Origin of the sequence: Streptomyces macrosporus (genome assembly GCF_039533145.1) — a bacterium.
Classification (GTDB): domain Bacteria; phylum Actinomycetota; class Actinomycetes; order Streptomycetales; family Streptomycetaceae; genus Streptomyces; species Streptomyces macrosporus.
In genome coordinates this window covers 123,400-148,337 of sequence record NZ_BAAASZ010000007.1, presented here as the reverse complement: position 1 = coordinate 148,337, position 24,938 = coordinate 123,400, and the positions used below count along the sequence as shown (strand labels likewise).

The 24,938-nt window shown below is 71.9% G+C and carries 21 protein-coding genes and 1 pseudogene; 8 read left to right on the top strand and 14 right to left on the bottom strand.

What is annotated here, in order from left to right:
• Positions 1–94 precede the first annotated feature (94 nt).
• Entirely contained in the window at positions 95–934 is an 840-nt protein-coding gene (locus tag ABD335_RS04990) for a metallophosphoesterase family protein (protein ID WP_344320872.1), read from the bottom strand.
• Between the two features lie 178 nt (positions 935–1,112).
• Here ABD335_RS04990 and ABD335_RS04985 point away from each other — a divergent pair, with 178 nt between their 5' ends.
• On the top strand, positions 1,113–1,853 hold the full coding sequence (locus tag ABD335_RS04985; RefSeq protein ID WP_344320845.1) for a class I SAM-dependent DNA methyltransferase: 741 nt from the start codon (positions 1,113–1,115) through the stop codon (positions 1,851–1,853).
• A gap of 169 nt (positions 1,854–2,022) precedes the next feature.
• Here ABD335_RS04985 and ABD335_RS04980 read toward each other — a convergent pair whose 3' ends face one another.
• A complete protein-coding gene (locus ABD335_RS04980; RefSeq protein WP_344320844.1) occupies positions 2,023–2,700 on the bottom strand; it encodes a M23 family metallopeptidase in 678 nt (225 codons plus the stop codon).
• 284 nt (positions 2,701–2,984) lie between these two features.
• Entirely contained in the window at positions 2,985–3,626 is a 642-nt protein-coding gene (locus ABD335_RS04975) for a GNAT family N-acetyltransferase (RefSeq protein WP_344320843.1), read from the bottom strand.
• Between the two features lie 477 nt (positions 3,627–4,103).
• Here ABD335_RS04975 and ABD335_RS04970 point away from each other — a divergent pair, with 477 nt between their 5' ends.
• Positions 4,104–5,414 carry a polysaccharide deacetylase family protein gene (locus tag ABD335_RS04970; RefSeq protein WP_344320842.1) on the top strand — a complete coding sequence of 437 codons (1,311 nt, stop codon included), beginning with the start codon at positions 4,104–4,106 and terminating at the stop codon, positions 5,412–5,414.
• A gap of 54 nt (positions 5,415–5,468) precedes the next feature.
• Here the strand turns inward: ABD335_RS04970 and ABD335_RS04965 are convergent, their stop codons facing one another.
• From ABD335_RS04965 to sigJ, 4 genes are all read right to left on the bottom strand, one after another.
• On the bottom strand, positions 5,469–7,478 hold the full coding sequence (locus tag ABD335_RS04965) for a transglycosylase domain-containing protein (RefSeq protein WP_344320841.1): 2,010 nt from the start codon (positions 7,476–7,478) through the stop codon (positions 5,469–5,471).
• Between the two features lie 472 nt (positions 7,479–7,950).
• Positions 7,951–8,493: a GNAT family N-acetyltransferase gene (locus ABD335_RS04960; RefSeq protein ID WP_344320840.1), complete on the bottom strand. Its 543-nt coding sequence runs from the start codon at positions 8,491–8,493 to the stop codon at positions 7,951–7,953.
• A 295-nt stretch (positions 8,494–8,788) separates the two neighbouring features.
• Entirely contained in the window at positions 8,789–9,244 is a 456-nt protein-coding gene (locus tag ABD335_RS04955) for a carboxymuconolactone decarboxylase family protein (protein WP_344320839.1), read from the bottom strand.
• Positions 9,245–9,341: 97 nt separating this feature from the next.
• Positions 9,342–10,199 (bottom strand): RNA polymerase sigma factor SigJ, encoded by an 858-nt coding sequence (sigJ, locus tag ABD335_RS04950; protein WP_344320871.1) that lies wholly within the window; start codon positions 10,197–10,199, stop codon positions 9,342–9,344.
• A gap of 759 nt (positions 10,200–10,958) precedes the next feature.
• Between sigJ and ABD335_RS04945 the strand changes: the two genes are divergently transcribed.
• A complete protein-coding gene (locus ABD335_RS04945; RefSeq protein WP_344320838.1) occupies positions 10,959–11,450 on the top strand; it encodes an RICIN domain-containing protein in 492 nt (163 codons plus the stop codon).
• Between the two features lie 15 nt (positions 11,451–11,465).
• Here the strand turns inward: ABD335_RS04945 and ABD335_RS04940 are convergent, their stop codons facing one another.
• From ABD335_RS04940 to ABD335_RS04930, 3 genes are all read right to left on the bottom strand, one after another.
• The gene (locus ABD335_RS04940; RefSeq protein WP_344320837.1) at positions 11,466–12,800 is read right to left on the bottom strand and encodes an NAD-dependent succinate-semialdehyde dehydrogenase; all 1,335 of its coding nucleotides are present in this window, start codon (positions 12,798–12,800) and stop codon (positions 11,466–11,468) included.
• A 116-nt stretch (positions 12,801–12,916) separates the two neighbouring features.
• On the bottom strand, positions 12,917–14,017 hold the full coding sequence (locus ABD335_RS04935) for a zinc-binding dehydrogenase (RefSeq protein ID WP_344320836.1): 1,101 nt from the start codon (positions 14,015–14,017) through the stop codon (positions 12,917–12,919).
• A complete protein-coding gene (locus tag ABD335_RS04930) occupies positions 14,017–15,498 on the bottom strand; it encodes an APC family permease (protein ID WP_344320835.1) in 1,482 nt (493 codons plus the stop codon). Before ABD335_RS04930 ends, ABD335_RS04935 begins: the two co-directional genes overlap by 1 nt.
• Before the next feature lie 225 nt (positions 15,499–15,723).
• On the opposite strand from ABD335_RS04930, the gene ABD335_RS04925 reads away from it, so the two are divergent.
• Positions 15,724–16,362: a TetR/AcrR family transcriptional regulator gene (locus ABD335_RS04925; RefSeq protein WP_344320834.1), complete on the top strand. Its 639-nt coding sequence runs from the start codon at positions 15,724–15,726 to the stop codon at positions 16,360–16,362.
• Positions 16,363–16,615: 253 nt separating this feature from the next.
• On the opposite strand, the gene ABD335_RS04920 is transcribed toward ABD335_RS04925, so the two are convergent.
• Complete coding sequence (locus ABD335_RS04920; RefSeq protein WP_344320833.1) at positions 16,616–16,975, bottom strand: ArsR/SmtB family transcription factor; 360 nt, start codon at positions 16,973–16,975, stop codon at positions 16,616–16,618.
• A gap of 82 nt (positions 16,976–17,057) precedes the next feature.
• Between ABD335_RS04920 and ABD335_RS04915 the strand changes: the two genes are divergently transcribed.
• The 4 genes and pseudogenes from ABD335_RS04915 to poxB all read left to right on the top strand — a co-directional run bounded on the left by ABD335_RS04915 (position 17,058) and on the right by poxB (position 22,060).
• Complete coding sequence (locus ABD335_RS04915; RefSeq protein WP_344320832.1) at positions 17,058–18,170, top strand: cation diffusion facilitator family transporter; 1,113 nt, start codon at positions 17,058–17,060, stop codon at positions 18,168–18,170.
• Between the two features lie 378 nt (positions 18,171–18,548).
• Positions 18,549–19,448 carry an ankyrin repeat domain-containing protein gene (locus tag ABD335_RS04910; RefSeq protein WP_344320870.1) on the top strand — a complete coding sequence of 300 codons (900 nt, stop codon included), beginning with the start codon at positions 18,549–18,551 and terminating at the stop codon, positions 19,446–19,448.
• 99 nt (positions 19,449–19,547) lie between these two features.
• A pseudogene (locus ABD335_RS04905) lies at positions 19,548–19,718 on the top strand (MerR family DNA-binding transcriptional regulator); the annotation flags it as partial.
• A 602-nt stretch (positions 19,719–20,320) separates the two neighbouring features.
• Positions 20,321–22,060 carry a ubiquinone-dependent pyruvate dehydrogenase gene (poxB, locus tag ABD335_RS04900; protein WP_344320831.1) on the top strand — a complete coding sequence of 580 codons (1,740 nt, stop codon included), beginning with the start codon at positions 20,321–20,323 and terminating at the stop codon, positions 22,058–22,060.
• Between the two features lie 310 nt (positions 22,061–22,370).
• On the opposite strand, the gene ABD335_RS04895 is transcribed toward poxB, so the two are convergent.
• From ABD335_RS04895 to ABD335_RS04885, 3 genes are all read right to left on the bottom strand, one after another.
• Positions 22,371–22,628, bottom strand: a complete 258-nt coding sequence (locus tag ABD335_RS04895) for an acyl carrier protein (protein ID WP_344320830.1) — start codon at positions 22,626–22,628, stop codon at positions 22,371–22,373.
• A 28-nt stretch (positions 22,629–22,656) separates the two neighbouring features.
• Positions 22,657–24,309, bottom strand: coding sequence for an AMP-binding protein (locus ABD335_RS04890; protein ID WP_344320829.1), 1,653 nt, complete (start codon positions 24,307–24,309; stop codon positions 22,657–22,659).
• A gap of 39 nt (positions 24,310–24,348) precedes the next feature.
• The coding region (locus ABD335_RS04885) for an MFS transporter (RefSeq protein ID WP_344320828.1) at positions 24,349–24,938 on the bottom strand (590 nt) is incomplete at its 5' end.

Here is a 24,938-nt window from a genome sequence, read left to right as displayed (position 1 = left end):
GAGTCGACGACCCCGACGGGGACCGCCCCGGGGACGGCGTTCCCAGGCGTGGAAGACGCCGTCCCCGGGGGCGGTCCCGCCGGCGGCGCCGTGGTCACTCTCGTGCGCTCCCCAGGTCGAGGCGGCGCAGGATGCCGTGCGGGTGGCCGTGCCGGCGCCACTCGCGCGGGTAGCCCACCGACACCTCCTGGAACGGCACCCCGTCGTGGACGGTGAGGCGCGGGATGTGCAGATGGCCGTAGACGACGTGGGCCACCCGGAAGCGGCGGTGCCAGTCGGCGGTGCGCTCCGTGCCGCACCACATCGCCAGGTGCGGATGGCGCAGCACCATCGTCGGCTCGCGCACCAGCGGGTAGTGGTTGACCAGCACCAGAGGGATGTCCGGATCGGCCGCGGCCAGCCGGCGCTCGGTGGCCTCCACCCGGGCGGCGCACCATGCCTCCCGGGTGGGATAGGGGTCCGGATGCAGCAGGTGCTCGTCCGCGAACGCCAGTCCCTTGTCGTTCGCGATGTCGAGCCCCTGCGCCTTGGTCGTCGCTCCTTCGGGCAGCCAGGAGTAGTCGTAGAGCAGGAACAGCGGGGCGATGCGCACCGGTCCGCCCTCGCCGTTCCACACCGGGTACGGATCCTCCGGCGTGAGCACCCCCAGTCCGCGGCACATCTCCACGATGTACCGGTAGCGCTCCTCGCCCCGCAGCGTGAGCGGGTCGCGGGGGTGGGTCCACAGCTCGTGGTTGCCCGGCACCCATATGACCTTGGCGAAACGCTCCGCCAGCAGTTTCAGCGTGCGTTCGATCTCGGAGGCCAGTTCGGCGACGTCTCCGGCCACGATGAGCCAGTCCTCCGGCGAGTCGGGCAGGAAGCCCTCGACGAGCTTCCTGTTCTCCGCCACCGCCGTGTGCAGATCACTGACTGCCAGCAGGCGTCCGCGCATTCGATCACCGGTCACTTCGTCACCCTACCCATGTCGGTGGCACGGAAATGGTCGTTGCCTCGACGTCCGCCTCGGGGGACCACACGTCCGGGCGGGTCGGCGGCCGGTACCGGATCGGTCCGGCGGCCGGGCGAAAATCGCGAGCGCCGCGGCGGCCCACCGCTCTACGGTCTTCCCCATGGACGACGAGGACGGCTACTTCGGAGAGGCTGTCGCCGCGACGTACGACGAGTCGTCGGCGGACATGTTCGAGCCGGGCATCGTGAACCCGGCGGTCGATTTTCTGGAGGAACTGGCCGCCGGTGGCCGCGCGCTGGAACTGGGGGTCGGAACGGGACGCATCGCGTTGCCGCTGGCCCGTCGCGGGGTCCCGGTCCACGGCATCGACCTGTCGCGGGCGATGGTCGCCCGTCTGCGCGCCAAGCCGGGCGGTGACGCGATCGGCGTGACGATCGGCGATTTCGCGACGGCGAAGGTGGACGGGACGTTCTCGGTCGCGTACCTGGTCTTCAACACGATCATGAATCTGACGACGCAGGACGCGCAGGTGGAGTGCTTCCGCAACGTCGCGGCCCACCTGGAGCCCGGCGGCTGCTTCGTCATCGAGGTCGGGGTCCCCGAACTGCGCAGGCTTCCGCCGGGGCAGAACGTGGTGCCGTTCCACACGAGCGCGACGCGGTGGGCGTTCGACGTCTACGACACCGCCACTCAGGCGATGAGTTCGAACTACGTCGAGGTCGTCGACGGGCGCGGTTCGTACCGGTCGATCCCCTTCCGGTACGTGTGGCCTGCCGAGTTGGACCTGATGGCCCGAATCGCCGGGTTGCGGCTGCGCGAGCGGTGGGCCGGCTGGGCGCGGGAACCCTTCACCGGTGAAAGCGACCGGCACGTCTCGGTCTGGGAGAAACCCGCCGACTGACGGGCACCCTGTGCCCAGCGTCCCGGCGGACACACGGCCGCTCCCGGAGGGCGGCGCGGGGGCGGGCGCGGTGCCTCGACCCGCCGGGCATCCGGTCCGGGAGCGGGTGTCGGTGTGTCGGGGGCACGGCACGCGGGGCCCGGACCTGGTGGTGACCGTCACGGCCGCGTCAGTGGCCGGCCGCTGTCGACGGGACCGGCAACGGTTCCACCACCGCGCCCTCCTCCGGCACCGCCCGCTCCCGGATCCGGGCCCGCTTCGGGCCGGAGGGCCATTCACGGAAGCGCCGGAACAGCATCGGCACGCCTCGGGCGACGGACGGGTCCGGGCCGTCCATGGCCTGCACGTGCACGTGCGGCTGGGTCGAGTTGCCGGAGTTGCCGCAGTTCGCGACGGGCCGGCCTGCCACCACCTCCTGGCCGACGGACACGCGGACGGAGCCGGCCTGGAGGTGCGCCAGAACGACGAAGGCGCCGCTCTCCGGCTGCGCGATGATCACGTGGTTTCCGGCGATGGCGCCCACCCCCTGGCGGAGCCGTGCCGCTTGGCCCATCGCGTACGGAAGCAGCGCCAACGGCGACCGCCGTGCCTCGTGGTCCGGTTCGGCATCGTGCACGTCGACGACGGTGCCGTTCACGGGAGCCAGGATCGGCCGGCCGAAGGCGAAGAAGAGCTCCGGCGGTTCGGTGGCGAAGAAGGTCCGCCAGTCACGGCTGCCGGCCGTCCGGTGGCGATCGTCCACGCCGGTGAAGTCGATGGCGTAGCGTGCACCGAACAGGTCGGTTCCATGGCTCGGAACCCGCCGGGCCGGGCTGTTCCCGGCCCGCCACAGTCCCGTGAAGGGCAACGAGACCTCGATCCCCCGGGCTCCCGAACTCGGTGAAGGTAACTCTCCGGCCACGGTTTCAGCATAGGTGAGCGCCGTGGCGGGTGCGATGGCACCGATCGCGGCGGTACGGGCGACGGAGAGCCGGCGGGAGGGGTGGGGCGCCCCTCTCTCCGGTTCCCCCTTCCCGGCCGGTGGCGGCGGCCGTGTCGGGCACGGTGTGGGACGAGCGGCGCCGTATGTGCCGGTCGGCTCGGCCGGGAGAACCGCGCCGGCCCCGCCGGTCCGGGAACCGGCGGGGCCGGTCATGGCGCGATGAGCAGCGCCTCGGCGCCCACGGGTCGGAATCCGGCCGCCTGAAAGGCGCGCACACTGCGCGCGTTGCCCGCGGCCTGCTGGGACCAGACCGACGCTCCGGCCGGTACGAGATGCCGGGCGGCCGTCGCCAGCGCCCGGCCCAGGCCCTGGTGGCGTACCTCCTCGTCCACCTCGATCGCCGTCTCCCAGCGGCCCGCCACGCCCCGGCCGAGAAGGACCACCCCGCCGTCGGCGGCCCAGACACGCACGTCATCACGGCGCTTGCGCGCCCTGAGCACTCGCGGGTGGTCCGGGTCCGCGATCTCGCGCAGTTCCAGCGGAGGGTCGCCCGGCAGGGAATCGGCCACCGTCAGCAGGTCGATCGTGTCGGTCGACCGTCCGGTGCGGTCCAGGAAAGCGGTCAGGAAGCGCGGGTTCATCGTGGCCGCCAGTTCGTCGCAGCCGATGGACGCCAGCGTGGCGTGGACCCACTGGGGGTCCTCGTCGGTGAACACCACCGAGTGCGCGGTGAACGCGATCACCCCGGCGTCGCGGTGGCTCGGCTGCGGCACCACGGTCGTGCCGCCGTCCGGCGGTGGAAACCGCCCCAGGGCCACCGCGTCCAGTATCTCCGCCAGGGTCCGGCTCATGCTCGTTCCTTCCTCGCCCCGTGCCCGGCCGATCCGGGGTCGGACGGCCGCAAGGGGTGTGGGCGTGGGTCGGGGGCCCCTCGTGAGGGGAGAAACGCGGATGTCGCTCGACCGACTCTTCACCGGGTCCCCGACGGGTGGAGCCCGGGGTCGGGCATCGGTCGGCAGCGTGTCGGCCCGGTTCGGGATGCTACTCGGGACGCGGCCCGCGGTCGCCGGCCGGGCGGTCTTCTCGACGGTACGGGCGTCGAGCGCGACCGCCGCGGCGGCGGAGAAGCGGCCCGCGAAGGCCCGTCCTCGACGGGTGCCCGTCACCTCCCGGTGGGCGCGGCCCGGACATTCCGTGGACGGCCGTGGCGACACCGGTCGGCCGGTGCGCGAATGGCGCGTCTTCGTCCCTGGAAAGTTCGGACGACGGATCTTCGCCTTATATTCGGTGCCTCATACGTGATGATTGTGTGAAAGAAGCGCACGCCGATGCCTCGAACCCCCCGCAGACGTGCTCGACGACGCGCACGCCGTCAAGCCCGCACGCGTACCGCCCTGTTGACCGTGTCCGTGCTGATACTCGCTTCGATCCTCTTCTCCCTCGGGAAAGTCCTGACCGGGGAGGGGAGTTCGGCGACCCACGAGGACGGTTCGGCCAAGGATCGGACGGCCGGGGAGCGGGCGGTCCGACACGCGGCGACGGGCCGCTGGAAGGACGACGAGCCGTGGGACGGCAAGGTGAAGGTCCTGGGCGACGGTTCCACCTCGCACACCGGCCCCCAGCCGGGCCGGCTCGAGCCGGAACGCCTCGAGCCGGGTGAGAAGCCGCCGCAGTTCGTGGTGTTCTCCTGGGACGGCGCGCTGGAGGGCGACGACCGCCTCTTCTCCCACTTCCGTCGGGTGGCGAAGGAGAGCGACGCCCACATGACGTTCTTCCTGACGGGCATCTACCTGCTCCCCTCGTCCAAGAAGAACCTGTACGACCCGCCGCGGCACGAGCGGGGGGCCGCCGCCATCTCCTACCCGACCGACGAGCACATCAGGACGACCCTGGAGCAGCTCGGAAAGGCGTGGAAGGACGGACACGAGATCGGCTCCCACTTCAACGGGCACTTCTGCGGCGAGAAGGGCGGCGGCTTCTGGAGCGTCGAGGAGTGGCAGAGCGAGATCCGGCAGACCTACGACATGGTCGAGAAGTGGAAGACCAACACCGGCTTCACGGACCTGCCGCCCCTGCCCTTCGACCCGGAGCGGGAGTTCGTCGGCGGTCGCGCCCCGTGCCTGGAAGGCCAGAAGAACCTCATGCGGGCCGTCGACCACTTCGGGTGGCGTTACGACGCCAGTTCCCCGGGCGACTTCCAGGCATGGCCGACGAAGAGGAACGGCATCTGGGACTTCCCGCTGCAGATGCTGCCGTACCCGGGCAAGGAGTTACAGGTCCTCTCCATGGACTTCAACTTCCTCTACCACCAGTCCGCCGGGGAGACCGAGGGAGATCCGGCCCAGTACCCCGCGTGGCGGGAGACCACGCGGAAGACGTACATGAACGGCTTCAACCGCGTCTACCACGGCAGCCGGGCACCGCTGTTCATCGGCAACCACTTCGAGCAGTGGAACGGCGGCATCTACATGAAGGCCGTGGAGGACGTCGTACGGGAGATCTGCCCCCGCGAGGACGTGGAGTGCGTGTCGTTCCGGGAGCTGGCCGACTGGCTGGACGCACAGGACCCGAAGGTGCTGGAGCAGCTCCGCTCCCTCGACCCCGGACAGGCTCCGGACTGGAAGAGCGTCGTCAGGTGACGGGGTGCGCGCCGGCGTGAGAGCCGCCGCGGCGGCACGCCCTCGGGGAACCCCTCAGGAGCGTGCCGCCGCCGTCGTGTAGTCCTTCCAGATCATCCCCGGAAGGGGACTGCCGGGGGCCTCGTCCGTGTGGCCGGCGACGCCGTCCAGGGGCAGCAGGTCCAGCTTCCGCAGGTCCATCCGGTACAGCACGACCGCCGTGGCCTCCTTCTCGGTGTAGCCGACGAACCAGGCCGCCGTGTTGTCCTCGGTGGTCCCGGTCTTCCCGGCCGCCCGGAGTCCGGGCACCCGCGCCTCCCGTCCGGTGCCCTCCTCCATCACCCCTCGAAGGGCGTCGGTCACCTGGGCGGACACCTCGGCGGAGAAGGCGCGCCGGGTACGGCGCCCGGGCAGTTCGACCTCGGAGCCGTTGCGGGTGGCGCGGACCACCCAGTACGGCTCCGAGCGCACGCCCTCCGCGGCGAACGTGCCGTACGCCGTCGCCATCCGGATGGCGCTGGGCGTCGAGTTTCCGAGGGCGAAGGCGGGCACCTGCGGTCCGAGGCTGGACGGCAGCAGGCCGGCGTTCACGGCGTGCCCGCGCACCCGGTCCAGGCCCACGTCCATGCCGAGTTGGAGGAACGTGGAGTTGACGGAGTTCACCATGGCGTAGCGCAGGGGGATGCTCGTGCCCCAGTTCCGTTCGCCGTCGTTCCTGCCCTTCACCACCTTGCCGTTGCGGTCCCAGTAGGGGCCCTCCGGGGTCATCACGGGAGCGTTGTGCTGCCCGTTGTACGGGGTGAGGGGGGTCACCGGGCTGCGCGGAGCCTCCCGTTCGCGCACGATGCCGTCGGTGAGGGCGGAGGCGTAGACGAAGGGCGCGAAGGCGGACCCGGCGGGCACGGTGACCGCGTTGGACTCGTTGAACCCCTGTTCGAGGAAGTCCGGTCCGCCGTAGAGGGCGAGGATGCGTCCGTCGGCGGACACGGTGGCGGCGCCCGTCCGCACGAACCGGTCCGCCTTCCGCTTCCCGGGGTCGAGCCTCCCGCGGGCGTCGCGCACCGCCTTGTCCAGGGCCTCGGTCTTCTTCCGGTCGAAGGTCGTGTGGACCTGGTAGCCGCCGAGGTCGAAGTCCTTCTCCGAGACCTTGCCGTAGCGGACGACGTACGACTTGGCGAGTTCGGCGAGATAGCCCCGCCGGCCGCTGAGGTCGGTGCGGCCCCCGGTGGTCTCGGTGGGTTCGGGGAACTCGGTGTACTTCGCCCGTTCGGCCGGGGTGAGCTTCCCGATCCGGACCATGCGGTCGAGGACCCACGCCCAGCGTTCGACGGCGCGCTCGCGGTTCTCCGGACCGAGCGTCGGGTCGTACAGTCCCGCGCCCTTCAGCAGGGACGCCAGGAAGGCGCCCTCGCTCGCGTCGAGTTCGGAGACCTCCTTGCCGTAGTACGCCTGGGCGGCCCGCTGGATGCCGTAGGTGCCCCGGCCGAACCAGCCGGTGTTGAGGTAGCCCTCGAGGATCTCGTCCTTGCCGAACGTGTTGTCCATCTTCAGGGCCAGCATCATCTCCTGTGCCTTCCGGGAGAGCGTCCGGTCCTGGGTCAGGTACACGTTCTTGACGTACTGCTGGGTGATGGTGGAGCCGCCCTGGGTGTCGCCGCCGCCGACCATCCGCGACAGCGCGCGCAGGATGCCGGAGGGCGAGACACCGGGGTCGGAGTAGAAGTCGGCGTTCTCGGCGGCGAGCACGGCCCAGCGGACGTCCTCCGGGACCTTCTCCAGCGGCATCTCCTGCCGGCTGACCCATCCGGTCCTGGCCATCTCGGTGCCGTCGGCCCAGTAGAAGACGTTGTCCTGCTGGGTGGCGAAGGAGTTGGGGTTCTCGGGGATGTCCGTTTGCCAGTACGCCACCGCCACCAGGAAGGCGAGCAGTCCGGCGCAGCCCAGGAGGCCGCCCGCGGTCTGACGCCAGGACGGGATCCAGCGTCGGTACCCGACCCGGTCCGGCCGCGGGTACGCGGGCCGCGCGCGCCGCAGCAGGGGCACCACGCGCTCCAGGGCCCGCCGCAGCGGTGGCCAGGGCGGCACGGGGCTCCGGGACCGCCGCCGGGCGCGCCGGGTCCCGGTGGCGCGGACCGGTCGGCGTCCGCGAGCGGCGGGCTTGCCTCGCCTACCCACGAAGGACCACCCCGGGCACGGGTAACGCGGTTGTCACGGCATGTTGGACCGCTGTCTGCGGCATCGGTTCCCCTCCCCAAGAGGCACACGGGCCGGGAGAGCGTCGTCCCCCCGTGCTCCCGGCGGCCCCCAGCCTAAAGCGTGTGGCGGAACTCCGTGGCGGGCGCATTCCGCCTGTACGGGCGAGGTGTCGCGGGGCGAGCCGGTGCGGGCGTGGAGGTTCGCGAGGCGCGGACGCGGTTGTTCGGACGACCGCCGAGGGCGGTCCGGGAACGGGACGGGAACAGAGGCGGATGCCCGGCGTGGTCGGGGACGTCGCCGCCGCCCCGCTCCCCCCGGTCCGGTGATGTCCCCGGCCGCCCCGGTCCGGATCGTCGACCCGTCAGTGCAGTCGGGCGAACTCGTCGGCGAGCATGCCCATCACGACGAGATCGTGGTGCCGGCCGGCGAAGAACACGTGATCGCGGAGGCGCCCCTCCTCGACGAAACCGAGCCGGCGGTGGAGTGCCAAGGACGCCTCGTTGTGCGCGAAGATCCGCGCCTCGCACTTGTGGTAGCGCCGCTCGGCGAACATGAAGCGCAACAGCATCACCACGGCTTCTGCCGCGTAGCCCTTGCGCCGGTGGTCGGCGCCGATCGTGACGCCGTACTCGAACCGGCCCGCATGCGGATCGGCGTGGTGCGAGCCGACGGCACCGACCATCTCCCCCGTGTCGACGGCTTCGATCGCCAACCCGAAGCGGTCGCCCTCGGGCTTGGCCGCGGCCCGCTCCCTCGCCCAGGCCCGGAACCCCTCCGCGGACCGGGGTGGGTGCAGCAGGTCTCCCAGCCGTTCCTCGTCCACGGCCAAGCGCATGAACGCGGCCCAGTCGTCGGGTTCGATACCGCGCAGGCGTACCCGCTTGCCCGTCCAGAACGATGTCACCCCACCATCCCATCACGCCGCGGCGCGCGACACCCAGGGCTTTCGCCGACCCCGGCCCTCCTGGGACCCGGCACGTCGAGGTCGCCGAAAACCCGCCGGGCGGGACGTCCGAGCCGGCGTCGGGAGACGTGCCGGTTTCGGAACAGCCGCCGTGGCGGACGGCCTCGACGCGGGGATCGTCCCGGTGGCGGTGAGCTCGGGGACGTTCGCGGCCGGCGGCGACCGCGGTCCCGGACTCGCTCCGGAGACGGGGCCGCGGCCCGTGACCGCGGCCCCGTCTCCTCGGCCGTGGGGCTTAACGGGCCGCCGCGCCCGTCCGCGGAGCGGGCTTCATCTCCAGCGGCACGCCCAGCCTGTTGAGCGCGTTGATCAGCGCCACCTGGAGCACCAGGTGTCCGCGCTCGGCCTCGTCCGGGAAGTGCTCGCACAGTTCCCGCCACAGGTCGTCGTCCACTCGCTGGCCGCGGGTGACCGCGTCGGTGTAGGCGAGGGCGGCCCGCTCCCTCCCGCCGAACAGCTCCGACTCCTCCCACACCGGCAACTGGTCCAGCCTGTCCTGGCTCTCGCCCAGTCGGCGGGCCTCGCGCGTGTGCATGTCCACGCAGTACACACAGCCGTTGAGCTGCGAGGCTCGTATCTTCACCAGCTCGCGCACCGTCGCGTCGAGCGGTCCGATGCGGATCGCGCCGTCGGCCTGGACGATTGCCTTGTACGGTTCCGGGGCCGCGGTGCCGAGATCCATCCGTGCCATCAATGCTCCTTGGTCGATCGCCGGCGTACGACGTCGTACGCTCTCGCCAGGGAGACGAAACAGCCCGTCCCGGTGTGACGGCCGGGGCGTGACCCTTTCAGACGTGCGCGAGTTTCGAAGGCGTCACCTGCCGCCAGTACGCGACGATCCGGCCGTCCCGCAGACGTACCGTGTCGACGGAGTGCACGGCGCCCTCCCTGCGGCACAGCAGCGCGGGCTCGCCCCCGACCTCCACCGGCTCGATCCTGTTCAGCCGCCACCTGCGCCCCACCCGGAGCAGGACCTCCGCCACGCGCCGCCCGCCCACGATCGGCTTGCGGGCCGCGAACACCTCGCCGCCGCCATCCGTGACGTAGACCGCGTCCGGGTGCAGCAGCCGCACCAGCCCCTCCAGGTCCCCCGCCTCGTACGCCGCGCGGAACGCCGACAGCACCCGCTCGCGCTCGGCGCGCGAGGCTTCCGGGCCGGCCTCGTCCGCGGCCCTGGCCTCGTCGATCTTGCGCCGGGCCCGGGAGGCGAGTTGACGGGCCGCGGCGGGGGAACGGTCCAGCACCTCGGCGATCCGCGCCGTCTCCACCCCGAACACGTCCCGCAGCACGAAAGCGACCCGCTCCGCCGGGCTCAGCTTCTCCATCACCAGCATCATGGCCGTCCCGACGGACTCGTCGACCAGTACCGGCTCCGCCGCGTCCGGCCCCGTCAGCAGCGGCTCGGGCAGCCAGGGACCGACATACCGCTCGCGGCGCACCCGCGCCGACCCGAGCATGTCGTACGCCCGGCGCGCCGCGACCGTCACCAGCCAGGCGCGCCGGTCCACGACGTCCTCCAGCCGGGTGCGCGTCGTGCGCAGCCAGACGTCCTGGACCACGTCCTCGGCATCCGCGACGCTGCCCAACAGCCGGTACGCCACGCCGAAGACGGCCGGCCGGTGCTCTTCCCACTCCTCGCCGGGCATGCCCGTCAGGACATCCGCGCCGGCGTCGGAACCGCTCCCCTGCTCGTCGATCACAGGAAATTCAACCACCCGCCGCTAGGTGCTGTTCCACGCCGGTCGGAGAGTCGGCGACGCCCGCCGGCTCGGCCCACCACCGCGAAGATCCTGTCGTGTCGGATTCCCCGGTCCCGTGTCGTCGATCTTCACGTACAGTGCGGTCGAGAGGGCCTTCAGGGCTGTCGTCACGCATGGATCCGGAGGCCCTCTCCCTGCTTCGGGGCCGAGCGGAGGCAGCGGTGAAGTGCCCTGACACGTCGCGCGGTGCGCGTCTCACCGCCCGTGGCGAGCGCTCCACGGCAGCCCCGGAGGGCAGGACGACGACCCGACCACGAGCCCCCGGCACCACGCCTGCTCAGCGGCCCGGACAGTGGAACCACCCGCCCACGACGGTTCCGTGGACCTGGTGACTCGGCGGTCGGCGAGACCGTGGACGGCCTTTTCCCGCCATCGCTTCCCATCGCGTCGATGCGAGCGCCCGGGGTCGATTTCCGACTCGGACCGGGACGAACGAGGCGGTCGGCCATCCCACGGGGTGATGTCGGAAAGGCGGGCTTCACCAGGCATTGGCCCGACCTTCAGCGTCGAACGGCCGAAAGAACCGTGTCCAGGGAACCGCTCGGCACGTCAAGATCGCCACGTTCGGGCCGCCGGGGCTCCACGACGGGCGGCCGAGAAGACAGCGAGGCGGCAGTCGTCTCGCGGAACGGAAGGTTCCCTCACGTGCACAAGAGATCCTGGGCCGCAGTGGCGACGGGTGCCCTGGCGGCCGCGCTGACGGTGGGCGTGCCCTCCGCCGGCGCGGCCGACATCTACGCGAAGTTGGTGAACCACAAGAGCGGACGGTGCCTCTCCCTGGAGGGCGGCGGCGGGACGGCCAACGGCACCAACGCCATCATCTGGGACTGCAACGACGGGCGCGAGCAGTACTGGTTCCACGCCACGCCTTCGGGCGAGATCCGCAACCTCAAGAGCGGCAAGTGCCTGTCCCTCGCGGGCGGCGGCGGTACCGCGAACGGTACCGAGGTCGTCCTGTGGAGCTGCAACGGCGGCCCCGAGCAGAAGTGGGACTACTCGGGCACACACCAGTGGTACAACGTGAAGGCCGGCAAGTGCATGTCCACGGCGGGCGGCGGTGGCACCTCGAACGGCACCAAGGTGATCATCTACAACTGCCTCGGTTCGGACGAGCAGCACTGGGACTACGCGTACTGAAAGCCCCCGTCGCGTCTACGCCACGACGCGGATGAGCTTCTTGTTGACGAACTCCTCGATTCCGAGCCGGCCGAGTTCGCGTCCGAATCCGGAGCGCTTGACGCCGCCGAAGGGCAGTTCGGCGCCCTCGGCGCCGACGCCGTTGACGAAGACCATGCCGGCCTCGATCCGGTCGGCGACACGCTCGGCCTGCGCGGGGTCGGTGGTGAAGACGTAGGACCCCAGACCGTAGGGGGTGTCGTTGGCGATCCGCAGGGCGTCGTCCTCGTCGGCGGCCGGGAAGACCATCGCGACCGGTCCGAACAGTTCCTGGCGGGCGACGGCGTGCTCGGTGGTGAGGCCCGTGAGGACTCCGGCCGGGAAGTACGCCCCGCGCCGCTCGCCCTCGCTGTGCAGCGTGGCGCCCTGGGCGACGGCTTCGTCGACCTGGCGGCCGAGGTTCTCGGCGGCGGCGACCGACGACAGCGGAGCACCGGTCTCGCCGGCGAGCAGCCGGGCGGTGAACTTCTCGACGAACTCGTCGTAGAGGTCCTCGACGACCACGAACCGCTTGGCGGCGTTGCAGGCCTGGCCGGTGTTGTCGAGCCGGGCGGCGACGGCGGCCTCGACGACCGAGTCGAGGTCGTCGGTGGACAGCACGATGAACGGGTCGGAGCCGCCGAGTTCGAGGACGACCTTCTTCAGGTGCCGCCCGGCGATCTCGGCGACGGCGGCCCCGGCCCGTTCCGAGCCGGTGAGCGACACGCCCTGGACGCGCGGGTCGGCGATCACGTCGGCGATCTGTTCGTTGGTGGCGTACACGTTGACGTACGCGCCGGCCGGGAAGCCGGCCTCCGCGAACAGCTTCTCGAGCAGAGCCGCGGTGGCCGGGCACTGCGGAGCGTGCTTGAGGACGATGGTGTTGCCGATCGCGAGGTTCGGCGCGGCGAAGCGGGCGACCTGGTAGGCCGGGAAGTTCCACGGCATGATGCCGAGGAGTACGCCCACCGGGCTGCGCCGGATGACGGCGCTGCCGGGACCGGAGGTGACGTCGAGCGGCTCGTCGGCGAGGAACTCCTCGGCGTGGTCGGCGTAGTAGTGGTAGATGTCGGCGCAGAAGCCGATCTCGCCCTCGGCTTCCTGAAGCGGCTTGCCCATCTCGCGCACGATGCTCGCGGCCAGTTCGGCCTGGTGCTCCGTGTGCAGATCGCCGAGTCGGCGCAGCAGCGCGGAGCGCTCGGCCACGGAACTGGTGCGCCCCCACGCGGTGGCCGCGTGGGCGGCGTCGACGGCCGCCGTGATCTCGGCGTCGGTGGCGGTCGGGTAGATCTCGACGACTTCGCCGGTGGTGGGGTCGGTGACGGCGTACATCAGGCCTCCGGAGAGTGTTCGGGTGCGGCCGCCGGCGGCGGCCGTCTCGGTGTCCGTGTCTGTGGCTGTGTCTGTGGCTGTGTCTGTGGGGGGCGCATGGCCGGCAAGGCGGCGGTTCACGGTTCGAGGATCGTCCTGACCCCGGTGTTCGACCTGAGGTCGTCGAACGCCGCCGCCGCCTCCCGGAGGGGGCGGACCGTGCCGATCAGGTCGTCCAGCGGTAGTCGGCCCGCCAGGTAGAGGCGGGCCAGTTTCGGGATGTCGACCTCTCCGACGCTGGAGCCGTAGTTGCAACCGAGGATCCGTTTGCCCTGGTCGGCGAGGTCGAACAGGTTGAACGACCCCGTCGCGTCGGTGGCGGCCATCCCGACCAGGACCGCCGCCCCGCCCGAGGTGAGCATGGCCGGGAGCGTCTCGACGACCGAGGGACTTCCGATCGCCTCGAAGGCGTAGTCCACCCCGCCGAGCTCTTCCCGGCACCAGGCCGCGACGTCGGTCTCGGCTCCGTCGAGTGTGTGGGTGGCGCCGAACCGCTCGGCCACGGCGAGGCGTTCGGGCGAGAGGTCGACGGCGATGACGGGGTCGGCCCCCACCAGGCGAAGGCCCATCACCACGCAGAGCCCCACCCCGCCCGTGCCGACGACGACCGCGGACTCGCCGGGACGGACCCGGGCGGTGTTCACGACCGCGCCGATGCCGGTCGTGACGGAGCAGCCGAGGAGGGCGCCGATGCCGAACGGCAGCTCGTCGGGGACCTTCACCGCGGCCGCCTCGGGCACGACCAGCCGGCTCGTGAACGCCCCCAGGCCCAGGTAGGGCCACACCGCCTCGCCCTGGGCGTCCGTGAACGGGGTGGTCCCGTCGGGCAGCGTGTTGGCGACGGCCTTGGTGCCGGTGCACAGCCACGCCATCCCGGCCACGCACTTGCGGCAGCGTCGGCACGGCGCGAACCAGGACAGGACGACGTGGTCGCCGGGTTTCACGGAGGTGACACCGGCTCCGACATCGGTGACCACTCCGGCCGCTTCGTGCCCGAGCACGAGAGGACGGTCGCTGGGCCAGTCACCCGTCACGATGTGCAGGTCCGAGTGGCACACGCCCGCCGCGCGTACGTCGATCTCGACCTCGCCCGGTCCGGCGGACCTGAGCGAGACGTCGCGCGACCGCAGTCCCGAGGCGGGGTCGAAGACGATGGCCGGGGAGAGTTTCGACGCCATCAGGACGCCTTCACCTCTTCAGTGGTCGTGTTCCGGGGGAGTTTGGTGTGGGGCTCGGCGATCGCGACGTAGACGAGACCGATCGCGAAGAGCACGGAGAAGACCAGGACCACGGCCCAGACCTGGACCCAGCTGCCGCCGACCGGGGCGAGTTCGACGCGGGGCCAGGCGATGTTGACCGCCTCGAAGAGCAGCCACACCACGGCGAGCACGTTGATCGCCAGGCCGGGCCGTCCCAGCCGCAGCCGCCCCGCGGAGGGGTTCCACCGGCCGCTCGTCCGGGCGACGAGCGCCACGACCGCGACGCCGAGGAAGACGAAGTAGAAACCGCCGGACCCGAACGCGATCAAGGTCGCCGCGGCGTTGCCGTTCAGTCCGAGCAGGAGTCCGAGGCCCGCGAGCACGGCCGTCGCGATGAGCGATGCGTACGGGATCCGGCGCGGGCCGACGGTGGCGAGCGTCGCGGAGAAGGGCAGTTGCCGGTCGCGGGCGAACGCGTAGACGGCGCGTCCGATGTACGTCTGGATCGAGATGGCGCACGCGAGGAACGCGATCAGGACGACGACGATGAAGGGCTTCTCGCTCCATCCGCCCAGCCCGTCCGTCACGGCGGCGAAGACGGGATCCACGGTCGCGCCGGACACGGCGTCCTCGGGGCGGCGCAGCGCGAGCGTCACGGCGAGCCCGGTCAGCAGGACGGTGAAGGCGACGAACAGGTAGGCGCGCAGAAGTGCCCGCGGCACGCTGCGCCGCGGCTGTTCGGTCTCCTCGGCGACCTGTGTGGTCGCGTCGAAGCCCAGGAACGCCCAACCGGCCACCGCGAGACAGGTCAGGAAACCGGCCGCGGCGGACCCTCCGGAGACCGCCTCGGCTCCCAGGGTCTCGAACAGGATCCCGAAGCCGTTGTGGCGCATGAAGATCAGCAGGACCACGCTCACCGCGATGGAGGCGATGCCTTCGGCGAGGATGCCCGCGTTGAGGAAATGCTTCACCGGGTCGACGCCCAGGAGGTTGATCCCGAGCGCCACGGCGACGAAGACCACTCCGAGGAGCACGTGGGTCGCCGCCGACGGCGTTCCGTCGCCGACGAGCATGTGCAGCCAGCTCGCTCCCAGGTAGGCCACCGTGGTCAGGGACGCGACGGCCGAGGCGAGGTAGATCCAGCCCACCAGCCAGCCCAGTCGCGGCCCGCCCAACCGGCGCACCCACTGGTAGACCCCTCCCGTTATCGGGAACTGGGACGACAGCTCGGCGTAGACGACGGCGACCAGCGACTGGCCGAGGAAGGCCGCGACGACCGCCCAGATCCACGCGGGGCCGGCGAAGACGAATCCGAGCTGGACGACGGCGTAGATGCCGACCACGGGCGAGATGGTCGCGAACCCGATCGCGAACACGGCCCACGTGGACAGGGTGCGTCTCAGTTCCTGCCGATAGCCGTATTCCGCGAGGTCACCGGCGTCGGTGCGAGTGTCGTCCACGTTCGTCTCCTGACGGTGATGCGTGCCGGCCCGCGCCCGAGGGCGCTGCCCGTGTCTCGGTCGAGGGCCGGCGCGAGGAGCCCGAGGTGTCGGCTCGATCGGGACGGCGATGCGCCTGCCGGTTGTCGAGATGAGCCCCCTTGAGCGGCGGCTTCCCGACGACCCACGGTTATTGGTCGCATGACCAATTGCTTTGTTGATCGCACACTCAATAACATTCGCCGCATGACGTCAAGAGGCCCGAGCAAGCGAGTCCGCAAAGCGCCGGCCGAGCGCCGCACCGAGATCGTCACCGCCGCCGCGCGGGTCGGGCTCACCGAAGGGCTGGAGTGCGTCACCCTGCGGCGGGTCGCCGACGAGCTCGGTGTCCAGCCCGGACTCGTCGGCCACTACTTCCCCTCGGCCGACAGACTCGTGGCCGAGGCCTTCACCAGCGCCACCATGGCCGAACTCGACAGCCTGCTGCCGGACGAACCCGCCGACCCCGGCCACGACACCCCGCTGCGCACCCTCCGGCGCTTCTTCACCCTCACCTCGAGCGCCGACTTCGACAACGTCAGCAGACTCTGGCTCAACGCGCGGCACCTGTCCCGCTACCGCCCCGTACTCCGCGATCACGTCGTGGACCAGGAACTGCTGTGGTGCCGCCGCATCGAACAGCTCATCACCGCCGGCACGCGGACACGGACCTTCCGGTGCGACGACCCCTGGGCGGCCGCCGTGCGCATCCTCGTCGCGATCGACGGAGCCAGCGCCTACATCAACACCAGCGCCGACCACCGCGCGGCCCCGATCGCCCACATGGCCCGCACCATCGCGGAGACCGAACTCGGACTGCCGCCCGGCGCCCTCGAACCGTCCTGAACAAGCCGCCCCGGTCATGACACGGATCACTCCGGAACGGCCCCGGGGTCACAGGGCGCGGGCCCCGCGCCCTCCCCGCCGGGCACGGGGTCCGCGGAGCCGTACCCGCCGGCCCGTCCGGCGGGCCGTTCCACGCCATCGCTTCCTCTGCGTCACGACCGTCCCGCCATGGCCGTCGTCTTCCCGCACGACGTGCCCGGCCCGTCGGGTGACGCGTCCCGCGGCTCGGGACGTGTCGCGGGCGTCGTCACCCTCAGTCGTGGACGGGACGGTCGGTGAGTCGGTGGTCGGCCAGACTGAGCGCTTCGTCGACGACGCGGCGCAGGTGCCCGTCGTGCAGGGAGTAGACGACGCGGCGGCCTTCCTTGCGGGTGGTGACGAGTCCGGCCAACCGGAGCCGGGCCAGGTGCTGGCTGACGGCGGGTCGGGCGGCGCCGCACACCTCGGTCAGCGTGGTGACGTCGGCCTCGCCGTCGGCCAGGGCGTGCAGCAGGACGAGGCGGGTGCGGTCTCCGAGGAGGGCGAGGAGTTCGGCGGCCAGGGCGAACTGCTCCTCGCCGGGAGTGCGCGGGTGCGCGTCGCGCGCAGATGACAGGTGCATGCGTGCGCTCATACGCACATAATGCTGCCGTGGGCACCGCCGTGTCCACTCCCGCGGCACCACCGCTGTGCCCGCACGCCGGAAGGGGATCGACGTGAGCGACCACGACCGCACCACCCACCGACACCACCACGGCCACACCCACGCCCACGACGACGAGGGGTCCGGGCACCGCCACGACCACGGACACCGCGGAGCCGGCGGACGACCCGCCCGCCGGCGGCACCGACTCGGGCACCTGCTCACCCCGCACTCCCACGCGGCGGCCGACAAGGTCGACTCGGCGCTGGAGTCCTCCGCGCGCGGCATGCGGGCCCTGTGGATCTCGCTGGCGGTGCTGGGGGCGACCGCGCTCGCCCAGGCCGTGGTCGTGGCGCTCTCCGGGTCGGTCGCGCTGCTCGGCGACACCGTGCACAACGCCGCCGACGCGCTCACCGCGGTGCCGCTGGGAATCGCGTTCGTGCTGGGGCGCCGGGCGGCCACCCGCCGCTTCACCTACGGCTACGGGCGGGCCGAGGACCTGGCGGGCATCGTCATCGTGCTGGCCATCGCCGCGTCCGCGGCCTTCGCCGCCTGGACGGCCACGAGCCGTCTGCTGGACCCGCGGACCGTGGAGCACGTTCCGGTGGTGGCCGCCGCGGCCCTCATCGGCTTCGTGGGCAACGAGTGGGTGGCCCGCTACCGCATCCGCGTCGGCCGCCGGATCGGGTCGGCCGCTCTGGTCGCCGACGGGCTGCACGCCCGCACCGACGGATTCACCTCGCTGGCGGTGCTGCTGAGCGCGGGCGGTGCGGCGTTGGGGTGGCGCCTGGCCGACCCCGTCGTGGGGCTGGCGATCACCGCGGCGATCCTGCTGGTGCTGCGGGACGCCGCCCGGGAGGTCTTCCGGCGGGTGATGGACGCCGTCGACCCGGCCCTGGTCGACACCGCGGAGAAGGCCCTGCTGCGGGTGGAGGGCGTGCGCGGAGTCGGCGAGTTGCGCCTGCGCTGGATCGGGCACCGGCTGCGCGCCGAGGTCGCCATCGTCGTCGACGGAGAACTCGACGTGCGGCAGGCCCACCAGGTCGCGGTGGAGGCCGAGCACGCACTGCTGCACGCGGTGCCGAAACTGACCGCCGCGCTGGTGCACGCCGACCCGGCGCCCGTCCCGGGCCAAGCGGACCCCCATCTGGCACTGGCCCACCACGCGACCGCCCGAGCACGGTGACGCGGCGTCCTCGACGACTCGCGGGACGACCGGGCGGCATCCGCCCACGCCGGGGCGAGCGTCTTCGACGCGGCCGACGACGGCCCGGCCCTCCGCTGTCCGGCGGGCCGGGCCGTCCCGTGGGAGTGGCCGGAGCAGTGACGCCGTCTGGCCGCTGTGCGCGCCGCCCGAGTGGTGCGCGCCGCCCGAGCGCCGGTCGGATCCGGGGCCGGGCCCCCGCGCGGCGCCGTGCGCGTCCTCACTGTCGGACCCGTCTGCGAGAGTGTGCGCACGCGGCGGCGCGAGGTCCGCCCGAATCGGCGCCGGAGGGGCATGGTGACAGGTCGGAGCGACGGCTGGGCAGGCGTGACCTGGCAGGAGTGAACGGATCACGACGCCATCCGGCGGCGCCTCGACCAGGGCGCCGACCCGAACACCTGGCGCGGAGGGCGGCCTCTGCATCGGGCCGCGGTGTTCGGCTCCCCCGAGGTCGTCGCGGAGCTGGCCCGACGTGTTGCGGACGTGGACGCGCTGGAGGGTGGGACGACCGCGTTGTGGGAGGCCGTCCTGTCCAAGCGATCGGACAACGCGCGGGCCCTCGCCGCTGCCGGAACCGATCCTTGGCGGCCCTTGATCGGTGGCTGGTCGCCGGGCCGGCTCAGCTTGACCGGACCGACGCCGGACCTGTTCGCGGTGCCCGAGGGGGAACGCGGACCGACCGAGGCGGAGCGCGCGGCGGCGCAGGAGGGCGCACGGCTCGTCGCGGCGCTGGGAGACATCCACTACGAGGGCACGGGCCTGGCGTGCGTGGCCGGGATCGACGCCGAAGAGGCGATACGTCGCTTGGAGGCGACGCCGGTGGACAGGGAGGAAGCGGACGGACTGCTGGAGGATCCGTACGCGTACGACACGGACGAGAGCCTTCGGATCATCGGCGTGACCACCGTGCCGGGGGGCTGCGTCGTCACCCAGCCGTGGGGGTACGCGCCGCAGATGCCGGGCGTGCTGACCCGGCTGTCCACCGGCACCGTCTGCTACGGCCTGTACGCCAACCCCAAGAGCGGAAACCAGGGGAGCATCGCCCGCAACGGGGTCGTCGAGGGCCGGGACCTCCACCCCGGCGGCGGACCGGACCAGAACGCCACGTCCGAGGAGGTCCTGGCCTCCTACCTCTACCGGTACAACGCGGTGGCCTACTCGTGCGCCCATGCGGGGCTGCGCCCGACCGACGCGCGCGCCGTCGTCGGCCCACCCGACGCCTGGGTCGAACTCCCGCAGCGCGACTACTGGAGCCACTGACCGAGCGGATCGGCACCGAGCCCGTCCCCTGGGTCCGGCGGTCCCCGCCCTCCGCGACCACGTCGAGCGCCGACGTCCGCGGCCTTGGGTCTCCCGTGGGTGGAGACTCCGGACTCCAGGGTGAACGACGAAGAACCCCTGCTCACCATCGGCCGGCTCGCCGACCGGACGGCTGCGAGCGTCCGGAGTATCCGCTACTGGTCGGACGTCGGCGTGCTCACACCGGAACGACGGTCCGCGAGCGGCTACCGCCTGTACGGAGCCGACGCCGTCACACGCGCATGCGGCGGATGCTCGAACCGAACAGGCCCGGGCAGCCCGGCTCCTCCATCCGGTTCACCGGGCATGTGGTGGAGGTCGTCGGCGCCCGTGAGAGGGGGTGGACCCGACAGGGCCCGAAGCCTCGGCCGTACCGACCCGGCCGTTCCACGACGCGGACAGAGGAGAGGTCCTCGCGGCTCTCCGGGCAGGGCTCGCCGCGGACGCCCGGCGTTTCCGCCGGCTGCTCTCCCTCGTCAGAGGCCACCGGCCGCGCCTCGCCCCCCGCGAGGACTACCTCTGGCTGGAGCAGGCGCTCCAAGCGGAACTGCGGCGGGGAGCCCTGTGGGACCTCTCGGGTGGACGGGACAGGACCTCGGGTTCCCGCACCGCCCGCGAAGGCGGCGGCTCCTCGCCGTGGTCGAGCCGTCACCACCGAGCCTCGTGTGCCCCGGCCGGCGACATGCGGCGGGACCCGAGTCGGTCCATGCTGGTGACATGACGTGCGGCGATCGACGCGGGCTCGGTCCCGCGAGCCGCAGCCCCTGTGCCAACCATCGCCGAGCGGGGTTTCGCGGGTGGCCCCACCCGGTGACCCGAGTCAGGAGAAACGCATGGCCGGGACAGTCGCGGACTTCATCGTGGCGGGGCTCAGGGAGTCCGGGATACGCCGTGTCTACGGCCTGCCCGGAGACTCCCTCAACGGCTTCACCGACGCCCTGCGGCGCGACGGAGGCATCACCTGGGAACTGGTGCGGCACGAGGAGGCCGCCGCGTTCGCCGCCGCCGCCGAGGCCGGCGTCACCGGCCGCCTCGCGGTGTGCACCGGCACCAGCGGACCGGGGAGCGTGCACCTGATCAACGGCCTGTACGACGCCCAGCGCAGCCGGGTGCCCGTCCTGGCCATCGCCGCGCACATCCCGCAGGACGAGATCGGCAGCGGCTACTTCCAGGAGACCCGTCCGCAGATGCTGTTCACCGAGTGCAGCGTGTACTGCGAACTGGTCAGCACCCCGGCGCAGGTGCCGTGGCTGCTGCCGATCGCCATGCGGACCGCTCTCGAGCGCGGCGGGGTGGCGGTGCTGGTCGTCCCCGGCGAGCTCTTCCTGGCCGAGATGCCCCGGAACGCTGCCCGACTGCATCCCGTGGCCAGGACCTCCTCCCTCGTCCGGCCCGACGACGCGTCGCTGGCCCGGGCCGCCGAACTCCTCAACGGGGCCGACCGGGTGACGATCCTGGCCGGGGCGGGCTGCGAAGGGGCGCACGACGAGGCGGTGGCGCTGGCCGACGCGCTGAAGGCGCCGATGGTGCACGCGCTGCGGGGCAAGGACTTCCTGGAGTACGACAACCCCTATGACGTCGGGCTCACCGGACTGATCGGCTACAGCTCCGGCTACCGGGCGATGGAGCACTGCGACGCGCTGCTCATGCTCGGCACGGACTTCCCCTACCGCCCGTTCTATCCCCCGAACGCGTCCGTGGTGCAGGTCGACGTGCGCGGCGAGCACATCGGCCGCCGCGTGCCGGTGGACGTCCCCCTGGTCGGCACGGTCAAGGACACCGCACAGGCCCTGCTGCCCCTGCTGAGGCGCCGTACCGACGGCTCCTTCGCGCAGACGATGACCGACCACTACCGCCGGGTGCGCGCCCGTTTGGACAGGCTGGCCGAGGCCAGGCCCGGCGACTCCCCGTTGCACCCGCAGCACGTCACCGCCACCATCGACCGGCTCGCGGCGCCCGACGCGGCCTTCACCGCCGACGTGGGCACCCCGACCGTGTGGGCGGCCCGCTACCTGCGCATGAACGGACGGCGGCGGCTCGTCGGCTCCTTCAACCACGGCACGATGGCCAACGCGCTGCCCCACGCCATCGGGATCCAGGCCGCCCACCCCGACCGTCAAGTGGTCGCGCTCGCGGGCGACGGCGGGCTGACCATGCTGCTCGGCGAGCTCAGCACGCTGCGGCAGATGGACCTCCCGGTGAAGGTGGTGGTCTTCAACAACGGGGCGCTGGCCTTCGTCGAGCTGGAGATGAAGGCCGCGGGCATCGTCCATTACGGCACCGGGCTGGACAATCCCGATTTCGCCGCGCAGGCCCGCGCGGCCGGCCTGTCCGCGGCTCGCGTCCAACGGGCCGACGAGCTCGAGGACGCGCTGCTGGCCGCCTTCGCCCACGACGGTCCCGCACTGGTCGACGTCCACATCACGCGGCAGGAGCTGTCCCTTCCTCCGAAGCTCACCTACGAGCAGCTCAAGGGGTTCACCCTCTTCGCCACCCGCACCATCCTCTCCGGCCGCGGGGACGAGATCGTCGAACTCACCAGGACCAACCTCCGTCAGCTCAGGCTCGAATAGCCCACGGCACCGGGCCACGCGAATCCCCGGAGCGGGTCCGGGCCGGGCGTGGCGGCAGGGCGGGCGCGGCACCGCGCCCGCGAGCGTCGGGACGACCACGAGCGGGAACTTCTCCCCGGGATTCGAAGTCGTGGCCGGTCCGGGGCGACCTGACCAGGACCAGGACCGACCACGTGCTCCACGCGGAGAACCCGACGTGTTCGGAGAGCACCGACACCACGAGGTTGCGGCGCGCCACGTGCTCGCCGCCCGCTTCCCGGGCCTCCTCGTCCTCCGGGTTCCAGTCCGCGAGTCGGCGGCGGGACCGCGGTCAGGCCGACGCGCGCTTCCGCGCGATCACGCGGGCGATGCCGTCGACCGTCAGGTCGTCCAGGATGTCCTCGGCCTCCAGGTAGACGTCGAACTCGTCCTCGATCTCGGTGAGCAGGGCGATCAGGAGGAGGGAGTCACCGCCCAGCTCGGGGAAGGGGACGTCGTGGGGCACGTCCTTGCGCTTCAGGACGCTCTTCCACAGCTCGGCCACCTCGGTGACGGGTGCGTCGGTGCTCAGGGACTGCTTGTCGACCATGTCGTGCCGCTCTTTCTTCCAGGGGTGGTCAGGTGAGGGTTTCCAGCCGGTCGGCGGTGGCCGTGCGGACGGCCTCGCGGTTGATCTTCAGGTTCCGGTTGAGGAGCGGACTGTCGGGAGCGAGCGGTCCGGGCAGCAGCGCCAGCCTGCGGATCTCCTGGGACGATCCCAGCCTGGTGTTGAGCTGCCCGATCCGCGGGCGGACGGCCTTGCGCACCGCGTCCTCGTCGCCGTCGTACCACAGGACGACGGCCATCCCGGTCCCGTCCTCCAGCCGGTACAGACACGCCTGCGTCACTCCCCCGGCGCGGCACAGCTCGTCCTCCAGGTCCTCCAGCAGGAGCTTCTGACCGCCCGTGGTGACGACGACGTTCTTCTTGCGGCCGCGCAGGAAGAGGAAGCCGTCGTCGTCGAACGCGCCGAGGTCGCCGGTCGCTATGGTGTCGTCGCCGCGGAACACCTGGGCGACGCTGTCGGCGGGCTCTCCCTCGTAGCCGACGCACAGGTGTTTGTCGTGGCGGACCAGGACCTCCCCGTCCGGGGCGAGCGACACGGTGCCCGGGTACACCTCGCGGCCCACGGAGCCGATCCTGTTGGCGCCGCGGCGGTTCCAGGCGATGTAGCCGATCTCGGTCATGCCGTAGATCTGGTACAGCTCGAAGCCGGTCCTGGCGAAGAAGTCCAACATGCCGTCGCGCACCGGTGCGGAGCCGACCAGCATGAGCCGCATCGCTCCCCCGTAGACGTCGTGCAGCGACCGGAAGACCGTGCGGCGCCAGCGTCTGCGCAGTGCGTCCGTGGGCAGCACCGCCGCCAGGGACGCGGCGGCTTCGAGCACCGCGCGCCGGCGCGGACTCGTGTTGCGGTACTGGTTCTCGGCGAACTCGTAGAAGTTCGGCGGGCCCAGGAGGATGGTGGGCCTGGTCTTCGGCAGCGCCTGGACGAAGTTCCTCGCCGTGGTGAGCACGATGTCGCAGTCGTTCCGCATGGCGAGGTAGCACAGGTACCGCTGTTGGAAGGTGGAGAGCGGCAACGCGATCATGATGCGGTCGTCGTGCCGGAGGGGATGGTCCGCCGAGTGCGCCTCGATCAGCGCTTCGACGCCCGGCCAGGCGAGCAGGAGGCACTTGACCTTCCCCGCGGTGCCCGACGAGAAGGCCAGGGTGAAGACCTCCCGGTCGCCGGCGGGGACGCGCTCTCCTTCCGGAGGAGGCGCCACGGCGAGGGGTTTGGCGGTGATCGGCTCGCCGAGGAGGGTCTCCAGCGCGCCGACGCTCTCGTCGTCGGACGCGTCGCGCGCGTCCTCCGTGGCGAACACCGCCGACAGCCCGTACCGCCGGGATATCTCGGCGTTGCCGTGTCCCTTGAAGTCCGGGACGGGTATGGCGACCGGCACGGCTCCCATCCACAGCAGCGCGAGGTCCAGCACCAGCCACTCGTAGGAGTTGTGGCCGCGGATGCCGACGCGCATGCCCTCGCGGAAGCCCTGTGCCCGAAGCCGCGTGGCCACGGCCTCCACGCTGCGCGAGCACTCGCTCCACGGAGTGAACGTCACCCCGCTCCGGTGGAAGACGTGGACCCCGCCGGACCGGCTGCGGCGCAGCCAGTCCATGACGACGCGGGGACCGTGGCGGGAGTCCCGCGGGGGACCGCTGTCCGCCGGATCGTGTTCTGCGGGCATTGCCTTCCTCTCGGTCTGAAGCGGGCGTACGCGGACGTGTCACGCCGTGCGGCGTGCGAGCCTTCCGGCACTGAGGAAGCCCAGGCAGGCCAGCGCCCCCACCGCGGTGCAGCACAGCCACAGCAGGGTGGTGTCGACGCCGTACAGGAAGGTGCCGGCCGCCGGGCCGAGCCCGAAGGCCACCGCCTGAACCGTGGAGAGGTACCCCTGGTAGCGCCCGATCCGGTCGGGTGGGGCCAGTGTCGCCGTGGCGCTGCTCACCACGGGCGAGAAGAGCATCTCGCCGACGGTCCAGAGCACCACCCCCGCGGCGATCAGCGGGTACGGTCGGGCCGCCCCCGACACCACGATGCCGACCGTCATCAGCGCGGATCCGGCCGAGGCCGGGATCCACCAGGGCAGACGCCGGGTGAACCCGCTGAGGGGCATCTCGCACAGGATCACCAGGGCGCCGTTGAGCGTCAGGAGGAAGGCGTAGGCGCTGGGGCCGTGCAGCTCGGACACGCCCAGCGCGACCGTGGAGTTGTACTGCACGTACACGGCCGTGACGGCGATGATCGAGCCGTAGAAGACGACGAGGCGCAGCGGCACCCGTCCGCCGTCCGGCAGGGGCTTCGCGCCGGCGCGGA